Source organism: Streptomyces albidus (ex Kaewkla and Franco 2022) (assembly GCF_013870515.1).
Classification (GTDB): Bacteria; Actinomycetota; Actinomycetes; order Streptomycetales; family Streptomycetaceae; genus Streptomyces; species Streptomyces albidus.
In genome coordinates this window covers 1-18,223 of record NZ_JACBXA010000108.1, presented here as the reverse complement: position 1 = coordinate 18,223, position 18,223 = coordinate 1, and the positions used below count along the sequence as shown (strand labels likewise).

Annotated in this window: 16 protein-coding genes; 2 read left to right on the top strand and 14 right to left on the bottom strand. The window is 68.0% G+C overall.

All coding sequences use genetic code 11. From position 1 onward, the window contains the following. The 11 genes from H5J26_RS17175 to H5J26_RS17125 all read right to left on the bottom strand — a co-directional run. Positions 1 to 1,365 (bottom strand): putative baseplate assembly protein (locus H5J26_RS17175; RefSeq protein WP_181766749.1); only part of this gene is annotated, 1,365 nt, incomplete at its 3' end. After that, entirely contained in the window at positions 1,362 to 1,772 is a 411-nt protein-coding gene (locus H5J26_RS17170) for a GPW/gp25 family protein (RefSeq protein ID WP_181766748.1), read from the bottom strand. The genes H5J26_RS17170 and H5J26_RS17175, both read right to left, overlap by 4 nt. Position 1,773: 1 nt before the next feature. Further along, on the bottom strand, positions 1,774 to 2,049 hold the full coding sequence (locus tag H5J26_RS17165; protein ID WP_181766747.1) for a PAAR domain-containing protein: 276 nt from the start codon (positions 2,047 to 2,049) through the stop codon (positions 1,774 to 1,776). Positions 2,050 to 2,097: 48 nt separating this feature from the next. Continuing rightward, on the bottom strand, positions 2,098 to 4,026 hold the full coding sequence (locus H5J26_RS17160) for a VgrG-related protein (RefSeq protein ID WP_181766746.1): 1,929 nt from the start codon (positions 4,024 to 4,026) through the stop codon (positions 2,098 to 2,100). Between the two features lie 6 nt (positions 4,027 to 4,032). Beyond that, positions 4,033 to 4,938 carry a LysM peptidoglycan-binding domain-containing protein gene (locus H5J26_RS17155; protein ID WP_235980776.1) on the bottom strand — a complete coding sequence of 302 codons (906 nt, stop codon included), beginning with the start codon at positions 4,936 to 4,938 and terminating at the stop codon, positions 4,033 to 4,035. 3 nt (positions 4,939 to 4,941) lie between these two features. Further along, positions 4,942 to 5,373 carry a phage tail protein gene (locus H5J26_RS17150; protein ID WP_181766745.1) on the bottom strand — a complete coding sequence of 144 codons (432 nt, stop codon included), beginning with the start codon at positions 5,371 to 5,373 and terminating at the stop codon, positions 4,942 to 4,944. A gap of 110 nt (positions 5,374 to 5,483) precedes the next feature. Further along, a complete protein-coding gene (locus tag H5J26_RS17145; RefSeq protein ID WP_181766744.1) occupies positions 5,484 to 5,828 on the bottom strand; it encodes a hypothetical protein in 345 nt (114 codons plus the stop codon). Between the two features lie 1,398 nt (positions 5,829 to 7,226). Beyond that, positions 7,227 to 7,367 carry a DUF6760 family protein gene (locus tag H5J26_RS17140; RefSeq protein WP_181766743.1) on the bottom strand — a complete coding sequence of 47 codons (141 nt, stop codon included), beginning with the start codon at positions 7,365 to 7,367 and terminating at the stop codon, positions 7,227 to 7,229. Continuing rightward, positions 7,364 to 7,825: a hypothetical protein gene (locus H5J26_RS17135; protein ID WP_181766742.1), complete on the bottom strand. Its 462-nt coding sequence runs from the start codon at positions 7,823 to 7,825 to the stop codon at positions 7,364 to 7,366. Before H5J26_RS17135 ends, H5J26_RS17140 begins: the two co-directional genes overlap by 4 nt. After that, on the bottom strand, positions 7,825 to 8,268 hold the full coding sequence (locus H5J26_RS17130; RefSeq protein WP_181766741.1) for a phage tail protein: 444 nt from the start codon (positions 8,266 to 8,268) through the stop codon (positions 7,825 to 7,827). The genes H5J26_RS17135 and H5J26_RS17130 overlap by 1 nt, the downstream gene beginning before the upstream one ends. Before the next feature lie 116 nt (positions 8,269 to 8,384). Further along, the gene (locus tag H5J26_RS17125; protein ID WP_181766740.1) at positions 8,385 to 9,923 is read right to left on the bottom strand and encodes a phage tail sheath family protein; all 1,539 of its coding nucleotides are present in this window, start codon (positions 9,921 to 9,923) and stop codon (positions 8,385 to 8,387) included. A 270-nt stretch (positions 9,924 to 10,193) separates the two neighbouring features. Here H5J26_RS17125 and H5J26_RS17120 point away from each other — a divergent pair, with 270 nt between their 5' ends. Together H5J26_RS17120 and H5J26_RS17115 are read left to right on the top strand one after the other, a co-directional pair. After that, positions 10,194 to 13,580, top strand: a complete 3,387-nt coding sequence (locus tag H5J26_RS17120) for a hypothetical protein (RefSeq protein WP_309237947.1) — start codon at positions 10,194 to 10,196, stop codon at positions 13,578 to 13,580. 45 nt (positions 13,581 to 13,625) lie between these two features. Continuing rightward, positions 13,626 to 13,994, top strand: coding sequence for a hypothetical protein (locus tag H5J26_RS17115; protein ID WP_181766739.1), 369 nt, complete (start codon positions 13,626 to 13,628; stop codon positions 13,992 to 13,994). 103 nt (positions 13,995 to 14,097) lie between these two features. Here H5J26_RS17115 and H5J26_RS17110 read toward each other — a convergent pair whose 3' ends face one another. The 3 genes from H5J26_RS17110 to H5J26_RS17100 form a co-directional block, all read right to left on the bottom strand. Beyond that, positions 14,098 to 16,170: an ATP-binding protein gene (locus tag H5J26_RS17110; RefSeq protein ID WP_181766738.1), complete on the bottom strand. Its 2,073-nt coding sequence runs from the start codon at positions 16,168 to 16,170 to the stop codon at positions 14,098 to 14,100. Further along, positions 16,167 to 16,928: a DUF4255 domain-containing protein gene (locus H5J26_RS17105; protein WP_181766737.1), complete on the bottom strand. Its 762-nt coding sequence runs from the start codon at positions 16,926 to 16,928 to the stop codon at positions 16,167 to 16,169. The genes H5J26_RS17110 and H5J26_RS17105 overlap by 4 nt, the downstream gene beginning before the upstream one ends. Before the next feature lie 56 nt (positions 16,929 to 16,984). Continuing rightward, positions 16,985 to 18,223, bottom strand: a 1,239-nt coding sequence (locus H5J26_RS17100) for an HYR domain-containing protein (protein ID WP_181766736.1), incomplete at its 5' end; no start/stop codon positions are given.

The window sequence follows — 18,223 nt, the reverse complement described above, 5'->3', positions numbered from 1 at the left end:
GACCACCGCGCGGTGCAGCGTCCGCAGGGTCATGGGGCCGCGGACGCGGGCGTTCTCCATGCTCTCGCCGTCGACGCCGCCCAGCGCGGGGCGCCGGTTCTCCACTCGCGCGACGTACGGCAGCGAACTGCGCAGCACGCGCAGCGCCCCCCGCGCCACGTTGCCCTGCCGCCCGCCGCCCGTACGGTAGCGGCGCACCCGGATCGGGCAACCCTTCGGCGGGACGGCCCCGTTCAGCCGCACGCTGCCGTCGCGCTCCCGCAGAGCGGGACCGAAGTCCACGCGGCCCGAGTTGGGGTCGAGCGTGATGTGACGGTCGCCGGATCCGGAGAAGGCGAAGCTGTCGACACGCGTCCACTCCACCCATCCGGCGCCCTCGGCGACCTCGACGACGAAGGGCTCCTCGCCCTGCACCACCGGAGGCCGGGCCACGTGGAACTCCTGTCCCGCCACGCCCTCCGACAGCCCGAGCAGCTCCTCCTCGACGGTCTCGGCGTGCGCGGCCTCCACCGTCCCGCCGATGGTGAACGCGGTGACGCCCCGCACGGTCGGCGACTGCAGATACGTCGGCTGGCCCTCGACCGCTGCCACGAGGCGGCAGCGGACCCAGCCGTCCGCATGCCTGGCCACCGTCGACGTGGCGTGCGTGGCAGGCATGTGCAGGATGACCTCGCCCGCCTTGTTGAAGCCGCCGGTGTCGTCCTTGTCGATCGCGCAGGGCACCCAGCCGGCACCGTCCCAGGCCTCCCACAGCAGCGGCGGCTTGCGGGGGTCGACGCCCACGCCCTCCACGCGGCAGTCCAGCCGCAGCACCAGCACACATCCGGGCACCGGGTCGGACAGCCCGACGTAGAGGCAGTCGCCGGGGACGGGCGTCGCCTGGAAGCAGGGCACGTCGCGCTGGAGTGCCAGTTCCTCCGAACGGTCGGTGACACGACCCGAGTTGGGCCAGGTGGCCAGGTGTGCGTACGAGCACGGCACCACCGACAGGTCGCGCCTGGTGGTGAAGACGACCGCCTCCTCCGTCTCGGTGCGCGTCGTCGCCACCTCCGTGCCCGCGCGGACGCGGACCGGCTCCCGCTGAGGCGCCGACAGCCAGAACGTCACGTCCGTACGGGCTGCGGTCGGCGGGTACAGCCGGACGCCGATCAGGTCGAGGAAGGCAAGATAGTTCTTGTCCGGGACTCTGTTGAGGCGGTAGACGAGCTGGTCGACCATCGTCGCGAACGCCTCGATCAGCGTCACGCCGGGATCGGAGACGTTGTGATCCGTCCACTCCGGGCACCGCTGCTGCACCAGCCGCTTGGCCTCGTCGACCAGGGACTGGAAGCGCCGGTCGTCCAGGTTGGGACTGGGGAGCGTCATGCTCCACCCTCCTCGCGCTGCGGGATCACATAGAACGGGAAGACGAGGTTGCGGGGATCGTTCGTGCCGCGCACCGCATAGCTGATGTCGATGTAGAGGACGCCGTCGTCGGCGCCGTCGAAACGCACGGCCACGTCCGCGACTTCGATGCGGGGCTCCCAGCGCTCCAGGGCCAGCCGCACCTCGTACGACAGCTGCCCGGCGGTGCCCGCGTCGGCAGGCGCGAAGACGTACTCGCCCAGGGCGCAGCCGAACTCGGGGCGCATCGGGCGCTCACCGGGTGAGGTGCCCAGCACCACCCTGATGGCCTCCTCGATCTCCCGGTCGCCGCCGACCAGGGCGATGCTTCCGGTGGCGTCCGTACGGGGTGGGAACGCCCATCCGCGACCGATGAACTGCTGCGCCACCTCATCCTCCGATCTCGACGGTCGGGCATCCGGAGACGACCGGGGAGCCGCAGCCCGCCTTGTCGCCGACCCGCGCCGCCGGCTTCCCGCCGATGAGCACGCTCGAACTCCCGGGCCCGGCAAGGGGACCCGGCGGATGGGCAGCCGGAGAAGCGCACTGGTGCGAGGTGCCCACGGTGGCGGCCGACTTGCCCCCGATGAGCACGGTGGACACGCCGGGGGGCCCGATGGTGCCGGGGTGCCCGGTGGGGTCACCGATGCGTGCGGCTGCCGCCATGTGTTCTCCCCCTTCGTCGGTCGATGCGTGAGCGGACTGGGTGCGGGCTCAATTCAGGCGCACCATGGGCGCGTTGACGGACACGGTCTGCCCGCCCTTGACCTCGGTACGGGTGTCGCCGGTGACGCTCACCTGGTTGCCCTTGACCTCCATGGCGCCGCCGGTCGAGAGGGTGACGCGCCCGTTGCCGCCGTCGACGTCGACGCCGCTGCGCGAGGTCAACTTCACCGAGCCGCCGGAGAGTTCGAGGGCGCCGTCGCCGGCGTCGAGGGCCACCCCGTCACCGGCCTTGATGGACACCTTCTCCTTGGCGTCGATCTGCACGGTGCCGTCGCTGTGCAGCACGATGGTCGTGCCCTTGCGGTCCAGCGCGATCTTCAACTTGCCGTCGCCGGTGACCAGCCGAACGCCTTGAGCACCGTTGGCGGCGTCCAGGACCTCCAGCTTGTTGCCGCTCTTGGAGCCGAAGGCGCGCTTGTTGACCGCACCCGTCGTGGGGTCGACGGACTCGCCGTCCTCGCTCCCCCCGGCCGCCCCGCCTCCCGCCGGTCCGGCTCCGCCTGCGGCTCCCGGACCGCCCGCGCCACCGCCCCCGCCGCCCGGCTTGTCCTGCCCGTTGTACAGCGCGGCGAGCACGAACGGGCGGTCCAGAAAGCCCTGTTCGAAGCCGACCAGCACCTCGTCGCCCACCTCGGGGATGAACGCCTCGCCGCCGCCCGTACCGCCCGCCTGCGCCGTACGGGCCCAGTCGCTCGCGTAGTCGTCGGACAGCCACGGGAAGCGGACCTTGACCCTGCCGAGGCCCTCGGAGTCCTTGGTGTCCGTCACCGTCCCGTTGACCAGGCCCGTACAGCGTGCGCCGCCGGCCGTGCCCCGCCCGTCGTTGCCCGTCAACCCGAACAGGGTGCGCTCCTGCTGGCCCGAGACCGTCACCCAAGTCTCGTAACCGCGCCGGGAGTCGAAGACATGCCGCGAGGAAGTGACCGTGTACCGGCCTTCGAAGGGCGCCCCGACTCCGGCCAGCGTCACGGCCCCGCCCGCCCGCACCTGAGGGTTTCCTCGGATGACGGCCTCCAGCTCGGCGAAGGACCCCGCGATGCGTTGCGCGACGGCCTTCGCCGCCTGGTCCACCTCGGCCTGCGTGCCGTAGGCGGCGTCGCTGACGACGAAGTCGGCCTCACCGAACGGCTCGGTGACTTCAGCGGCGGTCACGCCCAGATCGAGGGTGCCGGTCTTGCCCGCCGGCGCCCGTCCGACCAGCGTCTGCTTCGCCTTCACGTTCCAGCCGCGCACCTCGACGTTGGAGACCTGCTCGGCCGCCGAGACCGCGGCCCGGCAGCGCAGCAGGTTGTCGCCCATCTCCAGGACGAGAGAATCGCGGGCCGCGCGCGCCGAGACGCCGGGTGCTCCTCCAGCGTCCGTCGGCTTGGTGATGTGCACCTGCCCGTCGGCGACGTAGAGCTGCGCACCGGCCTCCTCGGCGAGTGAGCGCAGGAACTCCCAGTCGGAGATGTTGGGTTGGGCCACGTGCTCGCGCACGGGACCGGCGACGTCGACCTTGCCGGGCTTGAGGCCCGCGCGCTGCGCGACGCGGGCGCAGACGTCGGAGAGCGTCATGTTCTGGTAGCTGGCGACCTGACGGCCGCGGAAGAGGCGGTACGACTCGTCCAGGCCGCGCACGACCGTGAACGTGCCCGTGTCGTCGATCTCCAGCTCCAGAGCGGTGACGCTGCCGGTGAGCAGCGGCTGCGTCGACGTGCCGCCCGCCCTGGCCAGCAGCCGTACCTTCGTGCCGACCTTGACGCCGGCCTTCTCCAGCAGCGTCCGGCTCGGGTCGCGGAAGCGCAGCACGAACAGATCGGGCAGCGTACGGCTGTCGTCGACGTAACCCTCGACCAGCGTGTTCGCCAACGCGGCTGGCAGCGCACGCCCTTCGAACTCGACGACCACCGACTTCGCGACGCTCTGTCCACTCACCCCGCATCACCGTCCCGCTGCGCGGGCGTCGAGGGCGTTGCCGGGGAACCCGCCGCGTGGGAAGCCCCCAGGGGGCAGGGCCTGGCTCCCCGCGTGACCCTCCAGGGCCTCCTGACCGCCCTCCCACAGTGCCTCGGGGTGGTGGGGCGAGGTCTGGAGGCGGTCCAGCTCGTCCAGTGCGGGCAGCAGCAGCTCCCGGCCGCCGGTCAGCCGCATGGGGTCGTCGATGTTGTTGGCCTCGGCGATCACCCGCCACGCGGTGGGGTCGCCGTACTCCTGCCACGCCAGGTGCGGCAGGGTGTCGCCCGTCTGCACCCGGTGCACCCGCCGCGCATGCAGGGACCCCGATGTCGGGTTCTGGCCCGGCGTCTCTCCGGTGATCTCCTCCATCGTCACCTGGCACACCGCTCGGATGGGCACGCCTGAAGTGGTGAACAGCGTGTATTTCACCTGCACTTGGCTGACGTAGCCCGGGAAGCCGGTGAGCCCGCCCCAGTGGAAGACCACCCACGGGGGCGACGAACGCTGCTGCTGGCGCGTCTCACTCGTCGGCACGCAGCAGGCGAAGAGCTGCTCGACCGACTTGACGACGCTGCTGTCCTGGGTGTCGCTCGCGTCGAAGAACATCTCCACGGTGAGCTTGCTGGGCTGCGGCCCCTGGTACTCCGGCGGGCCCGCACTCTTGGCCCCCTTGGCCGGGCTGCGCTTCCACGCCGCCGCCTTGGTGAGGCTCAACTCCTTCGGATTGAACTGGAATTCGATGCGTCCGCACGGACCGCCCGGTGTGAGGCTGCCGCCCGGCGGCGGCGTACGAAGCTCCAGATACGCGTGCTCCAGCTTCGGCCTTCCACCGCCCGCACGGGCGGACCCGCCCCCCGAGGCAGCGGCGCTGAACGCGACAGGCGTGCTCATCGCTCAGCCCTCCATCACGAAGCCGTGGTGGGCGATCTCGATCGTCTCGACGGCCACCTTGGGCTGCTCGGCGCTGAGGACTGGACCCGTCCAGCGCACCGGCACGACCTCCAACAGCCCCCATCTGGCCACTGGTTGACCGTCGCCCGTACGCGCCTCGATGTGTGCGGTCTTGCGGCTGAAGCCCGTCGTCATCGACGCGAACCAGCGCGCCACCTTCTCGGTGTCACGGGTCAACGGACGCGACAGCTTCACGTTGGGGTACTTGAGGCGGGTAGGCAGCTGCCACACGTGATGGTTGTTGCCGCCCTCCTCACGCTGCTCCAGCACCACTTCGGCGCCCAGGCCCTGGCAGCTGTTGAACGAGCCGAGCTCGATGTCGTCGATGGTGACGACGAAGCAGACGCTGACCGCGGGATCGTCGGTCGCGGGCATGCTCAGCTCCTCTCTGTGGGGCGGGTCTCCGGGCTCTCGCAGTCGGTCGGTCCCTGGTTCTGTCCATGCCTGGTTCGGGCGGTGCGTTGTTCGGTCAGCGCGTTGTTCGGTCAGTGCCTGGTGTCGATGAGGAAGCCCGCCCTTTCACGGTCGAGGCGCAGCTCCGCCTTGAGCATCCGGCTGAGCGGAGCGAACAGGGCGCGCACCAGCTCGTCGGTCACCTTCGGCGGGCCGCCCTTCGGGGGGTGCGCGCCTTGGGGGTCGTGGGCGTCCGAGGGGCCCGACTGGTCGGTGGGGTCGGGGCCCGGGTCGGGATCGGGCTCCGGGTCAGGTTCAGGGGGCGGGTCGACGGGTTCGGCGGGGGTGTTTTCAGGAGATGTGTCGGTGAGTGGGGGATCCGTGTCGGCGTCCCGCTGGACGGTCGGCGCCTGGAAGACGACGGAGCCGTCCGCCATGCGCTGGGCCACTCCTGCGGCGACGGCGACTGATCCGGCGTCGACGGGGGTGGTGCGGACGGTTGCTCGTTGGACGGGGGTGCTCAACGGGGGGCTGGCGGCGGTCTGTTGGAGTTGGGGGGTGGGCGTGACGCGGGGCGAGGGTGCGGGTGAGACGGCCCGCGTGACTGCGACGGTTCGCTGTACGGGCGCGGCAGTGGCCGGGGAACTGGTGCCTCCGGGGCGGGAGTCGGTGGTCGCGGAGGCCGCTGCTGGTGGGCCCGTTTGGGGTAGACCTGGTGCCGTCCACTGCAGCGGAACCGGGGCTGGGGTCTCTCCGGCCGGAGCGTCGTCGGAGGGTGCTTCGGCACCTGAGAACAACGGCACGGAGCGCTGTGCGGTCAACGGCACGGTCGGCTCCGCGGCCGGCTTCGGGAGCCGGGGGAGCGGCGTGCCGTCCTCGGCCGCACGCTGAAGGGGGACCGATTCGCGTACGGCTGGCGGGTGCGCCGGAGCAGCGTGGTCCACCGTCGCGGGGCTCGTATCAGCCTCCCGCGAGGTCTCGTCCTTACGGGAGACCGTCGGCAGGGGGTCGTCACCGAGCAGTGGCCGTGACGGCAAGTCGGCGTGTTCGGTCGGCCCGGACTCCGACGCCCCCTCAGACGCGGGCGGGTCGAGTTGCGCGGCAGGCGGGGAAGTGTAAGGCGGCCCCGCCGATCGCTGGGCGGTGAGCGGCAGGCTGTGCAGCGGTTCGCCGAGGCCGAGGCCACGAGGCCTGAATGCAGCAGACGGAGGGCTGGAGGTGCCGGGCTCGACGGACGCCTCGGGCTGGACGGAGCGCTGCACCGGAGCCACTTGCTTTGTCGACGTATCGGCAGAGTTTGTGTCCGTGCCCGTCGTGACGTGTGAGGGCGGGGCGGCGACAGCCAGCTGCGGAAGGTCCTGAAGCGAGGTCTCCAGGGGGCGCGCGGACACCAACGACGCCTCCTCCGAGGCCCGTTGTAGCCGCACGGGAGCCGGAGTGCCGATGGTTCTCCCCGACCCGACCTCCGAGGTCCGTGACGGCTCGTCCGTCTCCCTGCTGACCGTGAACGCGCTGGTGAGGCCGTGCCCGAGCCCCGACGGTGCCTCCGGACTGACGAGATGACCGAGCGGCCTGTGGAACGAGGTGTCCTGCCAGGCACTCAGCGAACCGCGGAAGCCGACCGGATCGGATACCAGGCCGGGAGCGTCCAACGCACGCTGAAGCGGCGGCAGTTCACGCCAGGCAGGCACGGTCGGCGCAGCAGCCGGTGCCATCTCGGCAGGCGCGGTTGCCACGTCGGCCGACGACTCCGTTCCCTGTCGGCGGCTGCTCAGCCAGGACAGCAATCCCATCGGTTCTCGGCCCCCCTGTCTCTCGCTCGTGTCGCGCCGACGTCAGCCGCCCAGCCGGACGATCTGGTCCACGTACCGCAGACGGTCGGCGTGCTCCAGGTCGAGGATCTGGTCGAGCGACCAGTGGAAGTGGTAGGCGACGTACGCGACTTCCTCATGGATGCGGTCCGCCGCGTACGTCACGATTCCCCCAGGCGACCACCGCCGGCGAGGTCGACCGCGAAGCTCTCCTGACACGAAGGGCACGTCACGGCGGCCCTGGAATGACCTTCGGCGTTGATGCGGCGGTAGAAGTCCTGCAGGAAGGCGAGATCGGAGGCGAACAGGTCCTCCACGACGCCCGGATGGACGTCCTCGACGGTGCCCAGCCGCACGAGCACACGGGAGATGAGCACGACCGACAGATAGGCCGAGTTCTCCCGCACCCGGTCGTCGCGCAGCGGGATCAACTCGTCCCGGGCGGTGGCCAGTCGCATCACGCCCCTACGGTGCACGGTGCCCGACTCGTCGACGTACCCCCGCGGCAGCTCGAAGGGGAACTCCGTGCGCAGCGGCTCCGGGCGCACGGACGACGCCGCACCGGTTCCCGCCTCGTGGGACTCCGTCCGAGGCGGCGCGACCGCGGTGTTCGTGCGCCGCATCAGTCGACTTCCATGCTCTCGTACGTGATCACGAGCTTCTCCGTGAGCACGGAGGTGTCGCCCGCCTTGAGAGTGCTGATCTCAAGGGACTTGGGCCAGGCGTTGATCAGCTTGTACCGCTTGATCGGCATGCCCTCGTAGTCGTAGACGATGATGGCTCCGTGGCGGCGTGCGCTCTGCATCCGCCCGAAGCGTGAGTCCTTGACCCAGCTCTCGAAGCTGTTGTCCTCCGTGAGACCGCGGGTGAGAGTGACCTCTCCGGCCTTCGGACGTCCCGGCAGCTTCTTGATCGCGTACTTGCCGTCCGTGCTGTTCTGCTTCAGCTCGATGACGTCCTGCTCCATCTTCAGACCACTGACCTCGGTGATCTGACGGATGAGCACGGCGTCCAGTTCGAGTCCGAAGGAGTGCCCGACCGAACTGTCGAGATCGGGGAGTGGCATGCCGGCCTCCTTGCCTGCGTCGCTCGCGTGCTTGTTCGTGGTGACTGGATCGGTGCTGCTGTCCTTGCTCGGCCTCGGTCAACGTCGTGCGAGATGCGGCGACTTGGCCTCAGCGGTCACTCGTCGACCGCGCCGGAACCGCCGGACAGCTGCGCGAGCCGGAACACCACGAACTCCGCCGGCTTGACCGGGGCGACGCCCACCTCGCAGACGACCTGCCCGTTGTCGATGCTCTCCGGGGGATTCGTCTCGTTGTCGCACCGCACGTAGAACGCGTCGTCGGGAGTGAGGCCGAACAGGGCGCCCTTTCGCCACTCGTTGACGAGGAACGCCGAGACGGTCCGGCGCACCCGGGCCCACAACGCGTCGTCGTTGGGCTCGAAGACCACCCACTGGGTGCCCTCGAGGATCGACTCCTCCAGGTAGTTGAAGAGCCGTCGCACGTTGAGGTAGCGCCAGGCCGGATCGCTGGAGAGCGTCCTGGCCCCCCAGATGCGGATACCGCGTCCGGGGAACGCCCGAATGCAGTTCAGCCCGATGGGGTTGAGCAAGTCGTGCTCGCCCTTGGTCAGTTGGGTCTGCAGGGCCACGGCGCCACGCAGCACTTCGTTCGCCGGCGCCTTGTGCACGCCTCGCGTCTCGTCGTTGCGCGCCCACACGCCCGCGACGTGACCGCTCGGTGGGACGAGGGTGTTCCGTCCGGCTCCGGCGTCGAACACCTTGATCCAGGGGTAGTACAGCGTCGCGTACTTCGAGTCGAAGCCCGTACGTTCGCTGCGCCACGTGCGCACCTGCTGCGGGCTCAGGCCGGGCGGGGTGTCGAGGATGGCGATGCGGTCGCCCATCGCCTCGCAGTGCGTGATGAGGCCCTGCTGGACGGAGACCACCGTCTCCAGGTTCAGCACGCCCCGCTCGTACGCGCTCATCAGGTCCGGCGCCGCCACCATCGTGACGTCGTCGACGGCCTCCAGGCCGCCCAGACCGGTGCGCTGGTCGGGGTCTCCCACGTAGGAGTCCGTCGACAGCTCGTCGGGTGCGGCAGCTCCGGCCGCCCCCGAGCCCGGCGGCACCGAGAGCGTCACGGACTGCGCGTCGGGACGTGCGGGCGCGGCGCCCTTGCCGGGCTCCTCCAGGGCGATCAGCGCGGAGTGCGCCTTGACCCTGGTGGCGACGTTCTCCTTGCTGCGCTTGGCGGTGACCGAGGGGTACGTCTCCTCGACCCGGCCGTCGCGTTTGACGACCAGGGTGAAGACGTCCCGGGGCGGGTCGTCGCCCTCCGGGTCGGAGACCTCGACGGTGATCTCGCCGGTGACGCCGGGCAGCGTCCGTACGACGTAGGGGCCCAACTGCGCCTGGGGACCGGCGGTGAGCTCCTTGTCCGCGTCCTGTCCGCTGCCGCCGATACGCACGATGTAGCAGACTCCGCCGCCGTTGGCGAAGAAGCCGTGCACGGAGGTGGCCAGGTACGTTCCCTCGACGAAGTCGCCGAAGACAGTGGTGAATTGGGTCCAGTTGGTGATGAGCGTCGGCTCGTTCAGCGGACCCTTCTGCGCGAATCCGATGAAGGCGGCGACCGACGTCCCCACACCTTGGATCGGGCGGGAGCCGGACTCCACCTCTTCGACATAGACGCCCGGGGACAGGTACGACGGCATGCCACGCTCCTCCTTGACCTGGACCTTGAAGCCTTGACCTTGGTCGGGAAACGCAGGCGATTCTTGTTCTTGCGGTGGATCATCTGAAAGGGCTTTCGGCCGCCCCGGCGTACAGAACCGCGTGCCCGAAGGTGCAGCGGTCCGTGCCTTTCCGCTGTGACTCGCGCTTGAGCTGAGAGCCGTGCCCGTCACGATGCTGGCGGCCATGTCCGAGACGTACGGTCGGGGGCGCACGGGTCACGGGGTCGGCGGTGCCGGCCGGGTGGCGCGGTGAAGGCGGCCTCGGACAAGTCGTCGAAGCCTGCTGCCAAGTCGCAGCAGGAGACGGGCCGTTCGGCGACGGTACAGCCGACCACGGAGGCGGCATCGGCAGCCCCGACGACATCCGGGCCCGGATTGGACCGTCGAAGTCTCCAGCGCCTGCAGGGGATTGCGGGCAACGCGGCAGTCTCCCGCCTTGTCGCCCAGCGCTACACCGAGCCGGTCAAGCCGCCGCCGTCGCAGGCGCCGGGATTCCGCAAGGTCACCTCGGATGTGGCGGCGAAGAAGCAGAAGATCGGCCAACACCCGCCCGCAGCCGGTGAGTCGAAGTCCGCGCAAGACGCCGCGAAGGCGCCGGACGACGACAAAGAGGCTCAGGGCAAGGTCGCCAACTCCGAAAAGATGGACAAGGCGAAGCCGGGCGAGTTCGACAAGCAAGCCTTCATCGAAGCGGTGAACAAGGCCATCGCCGACCAGGCGCCGAAGAACCTGGACGACGCGGAGAAGTTCTCCGAATCGGGCAAGGCCGAGAACGTCAAGGAAGAAGTCGACGGCAAGGTCTCCGACGGCAAGAAGACCTCCGCGAAGGACATCGACTCCACCACCAAGGCCGAGCCGGACACGTCGGCGGCCAAGGAGAAGGACGTCACTCCGATGTCGCCGGACAAGCCTCCGGCGAACCCGGGCGCGCCCGACGCCGAGGGCGCGGTGCCGGAGAAGCAGCCGGATGAGGTGACGGACTTCTCCGAGGGGCCGAAGGCCAACGACAAGGCGATGGCGGACGCCGAAGTCACCGAGGAGCAGCTGAAGAAGGGCAACGAGCCGGACTTCGACGCCGCGCTGGGGGAGAAGAAGAAGGCGGAGGAGGACTCGGCGAAAGCCCCGGGCAAGGCCAGGGGGGCGGAGAAGGAACAGCTCGACGAGGCCAAGGAAGGCGCCGCTGCCGAGGGCACGAAGGCCATGGCGGCGATGACGGCCAAGCGGGGTGAGGCCGGCAAGCAGGTCGACGGCGGCAAGAGCGAGACCAAGTCCAAGGACGAGCAGAAGCGCGAGCAGGTCACCTCGAAGCTGCAGAAGGTCTTCGACGCCACGAAGAAGGACGTCGAGGGAATCCTGGACGGCCTCGACAAGAAGGTCGACGCCCAGTTCACCAAGGGGGAGAAGGCGGCGCGGGCGGCGTTCGAGGCAGACCAGTCGCGCCGGATGAAGGAGTACAAGTCCAAGCGCTACTCCGGTTGGAGGGGCAAGCTCCGCTGGACCAAGGACCTCTTCAAAGGCCTCCCGGAGGAGGCGAACAAGCTCTACCAGCTCTCACGCAAGCTCTACGTCTCCAAGATGCAGGGCGTCATCTCCTCGGTCGCGGACACGATCGGGGCGGAGCTGGGCAAGGCGAAGGCCCGTATCAAGAAGGGCCGTTCGGAACTGAAGGCGGAGGTCGACAAGCTTCCGGAGGACCTGAAGAAGTACGGGCAGGACGCGGCGAAGGACTTCGCGGGGAAGTTCGACGACCTCGAATCGGAGGTCAACGACAAGTCCAAGCAGCTCGTGACGGACCTGGCGACTAAGTACACGGCGGCCCTGAAGAAGGTCGACGACAGGATCAAGGCGCTCCAGGAGGCCAACAAGGGTCTGGTCGACAAGGCCATCGACGCGGTCGCCGGCGTCATCAAGACCATCAAGGAGCTCAAGGATCTGTTGATGGGCATCCTGGCGAAGGCCGCCAGCGCCATCATGAAGATCATCAAGGATCCGATCGGGTTCCTGAACAACCTGGTCAAGGCGGTCGGCGCCGGCCTCCAGCTGTTCATCAGCAACATCGCCGACCACCTGAAGAAGGGCCTCGTCAGCTGGCTGCTGGGCACGGCGGTCAAGGCGGGCATCGAGCTCCCGGCGAAGTTCGACCTCAAGGGCATCATCCAGCTCATCGCGTCGATGCTGGGCCTGACGTGGGACAACATCCGCGCCCGCGTGACCCGCAAGGGTGTGCCGGACCAGGCGATGGACGCGGTCGAGTCCTCGGTCCCGGTGGCCAAGTCCCTCGCGAAGGAAGGTCCGGCCGGCGCGGTCGACGAGATCACGGCCCAGGCCGGCGACCTGAAGTCCACGATCCTCGAGGAACTCAAGTCCTATCTGATCCCCACGGTCATCGTCGCGGGCATCACCTGGATCGTCTCCCTGCTCAACCCCGCCTCCGCGTTCGTCCGCGCGGTCAAGGCAATCATCGACATCGTCATGTTCGTCGTGAACCAGGGCGCGCAGATTGTCGAATTCGTCAACGCGGTGCTCGACGCGGTCATCGAAATAGCGAACGGCGGCGCGGCGGGCGTGCCCAAGATGGTCGAAACCGCGTTGGCAGCAAGTATCCCCTTGTTGCTCGGGCTGTTGGCTTCCCTGCTGGGGATTGGTGGCCTGGCCAACAAGGTCAAGCAGGTCATCCAGAAGGCATCGCGCCCGGTTAACCGAGCTATCGACAAGATCGTCGACAAGATCGCCAAGGCTGGCAAGAAGCTCTGGCGCAAGTTGAAAAAGGGGCAGGGTGAAAGGGGGAAGCGTCAGAACCGAGAACAGATCAATAAGTTGCGCGATCAAATTGATGCAGACCTCGCAGGAAAACTGCCGAGGGGTGTCCAGGTTCAGGACGTTGAGGATGCGGTTTCCTCCACTTATGGCAAATACAAGGGCGAGGGATTAAAGAGTCTCCAACTCCTCGCTAATGAGGCTCGGGTAGGCGAGTTTCAGGTTAAAGCGTCGGTCAATCCGATCTGGATATCACGCAAAACCGTAGCAGTTGTATTCAATAAACCGTTTACGCCGTCGCAGGTGGATCTACGGTGGCCGAAAACTTATGCTCAAGGCTATGTGCGTTGGCGTGGCGGAGCTCTGCCGCTGCCGCGTGTACGTTCCCTGAAGGGTAGACACGCGGAGGCGCGACTAATGAGTGGCTTGCGAGATCTTTGGGAAGGGAAGGTGCCAGATGTGCGTCGCATGAGAAGGCGGCCTGGCGAGTTTCCTAGGATGGAGATGACTCTCAAGGTGACGAGAAGCCCATGCCCGCCATGCTCTGATCAAATAGTCGGCATGCGGAGTTTTGCTCGCAGGAGAGGGTGGGACCTGCGCTCCCTTGTGTTAGCGATGAGCGTATACAAAGGGTCAGAGGTGCAGCCGAATACGGGAAACTCAACATCTTTGCACGGAGTGGAAGTTGGGAGAAAAGGCCTCGTAATACTTAGAAAGGGAGGCGTGGAAGTTGCGACATTAACCTTGTCGAATATTAGCCTGGCCAAGGTTCGCCTGATTGGGGCGGCTTCGCTTCATGAGTTGATCAGAAAGCGAGGTAGAGAGGTACACGAAGAGTGGGCAAGGGTGGTACGGTCTACCAAGGTGCGTTTTCCCTGATTCGAGGCTTGCGACCTAGGAGACCTTGTGTCGGAAATTTCACAAGTGGAGTCCTTGATCATAAGGAAGCTAGAAGCTGCTGGATGGGTTGCGGACGTTGAGTCGCTTGATTTCGGCATCGTGAACTATTATTACGATAACCGCGCTGTCACTCTTCAGATTGATCATGACGACGAAACCGACGTGCTTGGGCTTTCGATCGTGGATAATCAAACCTTGGGAGAGGCGCGAATCGGCGTTCGCTACGATGATAATATCGAGGAATTATTGTCACTAATTGAAGAGAGTAAGGATATCACTGACACTCAAAACTTCCGTAGACTATTGAATCGCATCGCAGGTGCGTTTCCAGAGGTTCACGTAGAAACTGACGAGGGCAATTGGGAAAGGCTGTCGCCAGAGCCCGAGGAGTAACGTGCGATTCTCGGGATGGTCCCACAGAGGAAGCTGGTCGCCACCTACAGAAGACAAGGCGTGGCGGACCTACCGGGTGGTATCGGTTGGGGCGGAGTGGCGCTCAGGAGCTGAGCAGCTCCACGTAGGGACCGAACTCCGAAGCTAGGGTGAGTCGGCCGAGCTTCTGGTACTCCCGTTGGATCGCGTGGATCAGGTCGGGCATCGTCACCGGGGCACCGGATTCCGCTGTCAGGTAGGCCGCTGTGATGGCGATGGAGCGGATGTTGCCGCCCGCTAGCTCGAAGGAATCCGCGCAGAAGTCGAGGTCCAGGTCCTCCGCGTGGGGGAGGAGTGGGGCCAGGCAGCGCTCCCACAGGACCAGACGCTCGGCCGCTTCTGGCAGGGGGAAGTCGATGACCAGGTCCAGGCGGCGGGTGAACGCGTCGTCCAGGTTGGCGCGGAGGTTCGTGGCCAGGATCGCCAATCCGTCGAAGGTCTCCATGCGTTGGAGCAGGTACGCACTCTCGACGTTCGCGTAGCGGTCGTGGGCGTCCTTCACCTCGGAGCGCTTGCCGAAGATCGCGTCGGCCTCGTCGAAGAGCAGCACGCCGTTGATGCCGGCGGCCTCCGTGAAGATGCGCTCCAGGTTCTTCTCTGTCTCGCCCACGTACTTGTCGATCACTGTGGAGAGATCGACCGTGTAGAGGTCCAGGCCCAGGTCGGCCGCGATGACCTCCGCGGACATTGTCTTTCCAGTGCCTGAGTCGCCCGCGAAGAGCGCCGTCACTCCGCGGCCGCGTCCTCCACCCGGGCGCATCCCCCATTCACCCAGCACTCGGTCGCGGTGGCGGGCGCGTGCCGTTAGTTCGCGGAGCTGGGCCAGCGGATCGGACGGCAGGACCAAGTCGTTCCAGTCCACTGCCGGTTCGATGTGGCGGGCCAGGCGATCGAGGCCCGCGGCGTTCTGGGCGCGGGCGCCCGCGCGTACGTGGTCCGGGGTGAGTTCGCCGCCGTTGAGTGCTGCCGTTTGGGATGTTGCTCGCGCCGCTCCCGCGATCTGATCCGGGGTGAGGAGGAAGGGGGAGAGCGTGCGGGTCAGGTCAAGTTCGGGCGGGACCCCTTCTCCGTACGACGTCTTCCAGAGGTCCGCTCGCGCTGTGGGTTCCACTCGTGGGGCCTGGAGGAGCAGTGGTGGGTGCTTCGACCACGACGCGTCCCAGGGGGCCCGGCCCACCTGGATCACGGGAACAGGCGAGTCCGTCAGTTGGCGGATGACGCCGACCTTTTCCGGCAGGAGCGAGTCCAGGGGGCCGCAGACCAGGCCGGACCCCGTCAGGCGTGCCTCGCGGGTCAGGACGCGCACCGCTTCCGTCGGGTTCGGGTCTTCAGCGAGGCGGTCCAGGTCGATGCCGAGGGGCATGCGGCCAGAGCGAAGAAGTGCCGAGGCGCCCAGGGACGTGCCTGCGCCGCCTTGGTCTTCGCGGAGGTACGCCAACGTCACGCCGTTCTCGAGAGCGCGGGCAAGTGGAGCCGGGTCGCCCACCCCCGGTACGTCAGGGCGGGGGACCAGCAAGTCGGCGATGCGGGGGTCCGCGGTGTCGTCGCCCAGGAGGTGAGCCGTCACGCGATCAGGGACGCGCAATGCGCGGGCCAGGAAAGGGCGTTCAGGTTCCTCGATCAGGAGGAGCCCACCCTTGCGTAGAGGGGAGAGCGGGTGGAGGCGGGCACGGGCGCCGGCGTCCGCCGCTGGCAGGCCGCACAGGCCCAGCGCGAGTCCTGCGCTGGGGCGGCGACGGGTCACGTCGTCGTTCAAGTAGCCGTAGAAGGACTCGAAGCGGTCGTCCAGGTCGGGGAGAAGGGTGATGAGGAGGATTTCCACGTCCAGAGCGGAGAGACCGAACTCCCGGGCCAGGGTGTGGAGTCGGGAGGTGGCATCCGCGCGGGATTCGGACTCCGCCAGGCGGTCCGACTCCGTTTCGTCGGGTGCGGCGATCGAGCGGCCCTCGTCCAGGAGCCGGAGCACCGTTTCGTCGTTGAGGTAGAGGCCGCGGAACTCGTCGTCCGGGTGCGGGTCCGTGGCTTGGCGGGCTGCGACCGCGTGGCGGACGCGTTCCTCGATGATGACCGCGCGGTCGAGCAAGTGGCGGAGTGAGACGTCCAGTTCAGCGTCGGGTGACGGTTCCCGGTCGATCATTCGCCGCCCTCGGAGATGCGGGATGCGATGCCGCCCCGGCGTGTACGCGTACGGGGCTCTGGGTCCGCTCCGTCGTCGGCCGCCCGCTGCGGCGCACCCGGACGCGTGCCGTAGATCGGCTGCTTCGCGCCGTTCGGTGCTGTCCGGTACGCCGTCGGTTCGCGTTCGGCGCGTTCTTCGGGTTGGGAGTCGAAGAAGTCCAGCTGCAGGCCCTCGTCGCCGACCGGCGGGCCGGCCGGATAGACGGGGGACGCCGTCGCCGGAACGCTCACCACCAGGTCGAGCGACGGCTTGAGCTCACCGCCCAACGCGCTCCACACGTCCGCGAACGACCTGTCCGACGGCGGTGGCAACGCGACCGTCATCGGCACGGCGACGCCGATCTCTGCCAGGGTGCCCATCAGACGTTCCGCGGGCATCGCCTCGTACTGAAGCAGGCACATCAACAGCGAGGACAGCAGTCGGTGTTCGTCCTCCGGCCGCTTCGTCCACGCCGTGATCAGGTACGAGAGCTTGAAGTAGCGCGGCGGGCGTCGTCGGGCGACGACGATGCCCTGCTCGTCGTACTGGTTGTGCAGGCCCCTCTCGCGGAGCTGCATGTGTTCACGGATGTCGTACAGATACAGGTTCACCGTGGGGGCGTTGACCGTCGCCGCCCAGTCGCGGGTGGGTGCGTCGAACACGACCGAGATCTGCCCGCCCTCCAGCGGCTCGGCGCGGAACAGGGTGCGTAGCGCTTCATCGACTTCGTGGATCACGGTGGCTCCTTCCCGCTACGTGTTCGCCTGCTGCTCGACGTCGCCCAGTCCCGGCTTCAGCCTCGGCCGACGAAATCCGGTGGTTCCAGGTGCCGTTGAACGACCAGGAACGGTTTCTGCAGCCGGTCCAGTGCACGTACGTCGGCGCGCAGCTTTCGCGGACCGAGCTGGTCCTTGCGCAGCACCAGCACTGGTTCCTCGAACGTGCCGTCACGTCCGACCCGCAGGGGCGAGCGGGTCGCCGTGATGCCAGGCTTCCAGGTGAGGCGGACGGTCGCGCCGGGTGGGAAGTCCTTGCCGCGTGCCAGTACCGCCTGACCGGGCGGGCCGGCCTTCGGCGTGACCGTCAACTTCGGCTTGAGAATGCGGAGATGGGCGCTGTCCTTGTTGTTCTTCCGGTCCGGATCCTTGGGGGAGCTGGTGACGGTGGCGCTGACGTCGCCGCTCTCCGCCTCGCGGTAGACGCCTGCCTGAGCCACGACCAGTCGACCGCCGGGCTTGATGCTGCACGGGTCGCTGCTGGTGCAGCCCGTGAGCGGACCGAGCGAACGGCGCTTGGACTTGTCGGCCTTGGGCCACTTGGCGGTGACGACCACGTCCTTGGCCGTCTTGGGGCCCGCGTTGGTGAGGATGAAGCGGGCGACGGTCTGCCGGCCCACGTAGTTCTTGGCAGGAGCGACGCTCGCCTTCACGGCGACGTCCGCCTGATTCGGCACGGGTGCTGGGAGCACCTTGAACTCAGCTGTGTCGCTTCCCGTGTTGCCCGCCGAGTCGGTCGCCTCGCAAGTGACCTTCGTCGTACCGACCTTGAAGCGGGAGCCTGACTCGGGCTCGCAGGAGACCGGGAGTTCGCCGTCGACCGCGTCGATCGCCGTGGCGGGGAAGTCGATCTCGGCTCCCGACTTGCCGGGTGCTTCGACCGTGCGGTCGTCCACGATCACCTCGGGTGCGTCGACGTCCTCGACGGTGATGGTGATGATCTCCTGGTAGTCGGGTACGGGGTCTCCGGGCCCGCCTGGTCCTTCGGGGTCACCTCCGGGGCCCTCGGGGTCTCCTGGTCCTTCGGGGTCACCTCCGGGGCCCTCGGGGTCTCCTGGTCCTTCGGGGTCACCTCCCGGGCCCTCGGGGTCTCCTGGTCCTTCGGGATCACCTCCCGGGCCTTCCGGATCACCTGGTCCTTCGGGTCCACCAGGGTCGCCTCCCTCCGGCCCGCCCGGGTCTCCGGGCCCCGGCCCACCTGGGTCGCCCGGCCCCCCGTCATCACACCCGTCCGATCCGCCGAGCAGCCCTCCCAA

Bases quoted from the DNA above. Each gene is read 5' to 3' on its own strand.
- H5J26_RS17165 (WP_181766747.1), bottom strand. From the start codon at position 2,049: ATGGCGGCAGCCGCACGCATCGGTGACCCCACCGGGCACCCCGGCACC.
- H5J26_RS17155 (WP_235980776.1), bottom strand. From the start codon at position 4,938: ATGAGCACGCCTGTCGCGTTCAGCGCCGCTGCCTCGGGGGGCGGGTCC.
- H5J26_RS17150 (WP_181766745.1), bottom strand. From the start codon at position 5,373: ATGCCCGCGACCGACGATCCCGCGGTCAGCGTCTGCTTCGTCGTCACC.
- H5J26_RS17145 (WP_181766744.1), bottom strand. From the start codon at position 5,828: ATGGCGGACGGCTCCGTCGTCTTCCAGGCGCCGACCGTCCAGCGGGAC.
- H5J26_RS17135 (WP_181766742.1), bottom strand. From the start codon at position 7,825: ATGCGGCGCACGAACACCGCGGTCGCGCCGCCTCGGACGGAGTCCCAC.
- H5J26_RS17130 (WP_181766741.1), bottom strand. From the start codon at position 8,268: ATGCCACTCCCCGATCTCGACAGTTCGGTCGGGCACTCCTTCGGACTC.
- H5J26_RS17125 (WP_181766740.1), bottom strand. From the start codon at position 9,923: ATGCCGTCGTACCTGTCCCCGGGCGTCTATGTCGAAGAGGTGGAGTCC.
- H5J26_RS17110 (WP_181766738.1), bottom strand. From the start codon at position 16,170: ATGATCGACCGGGAACCGTCACCCGACGCTGAACTGGACGTCTCACTC.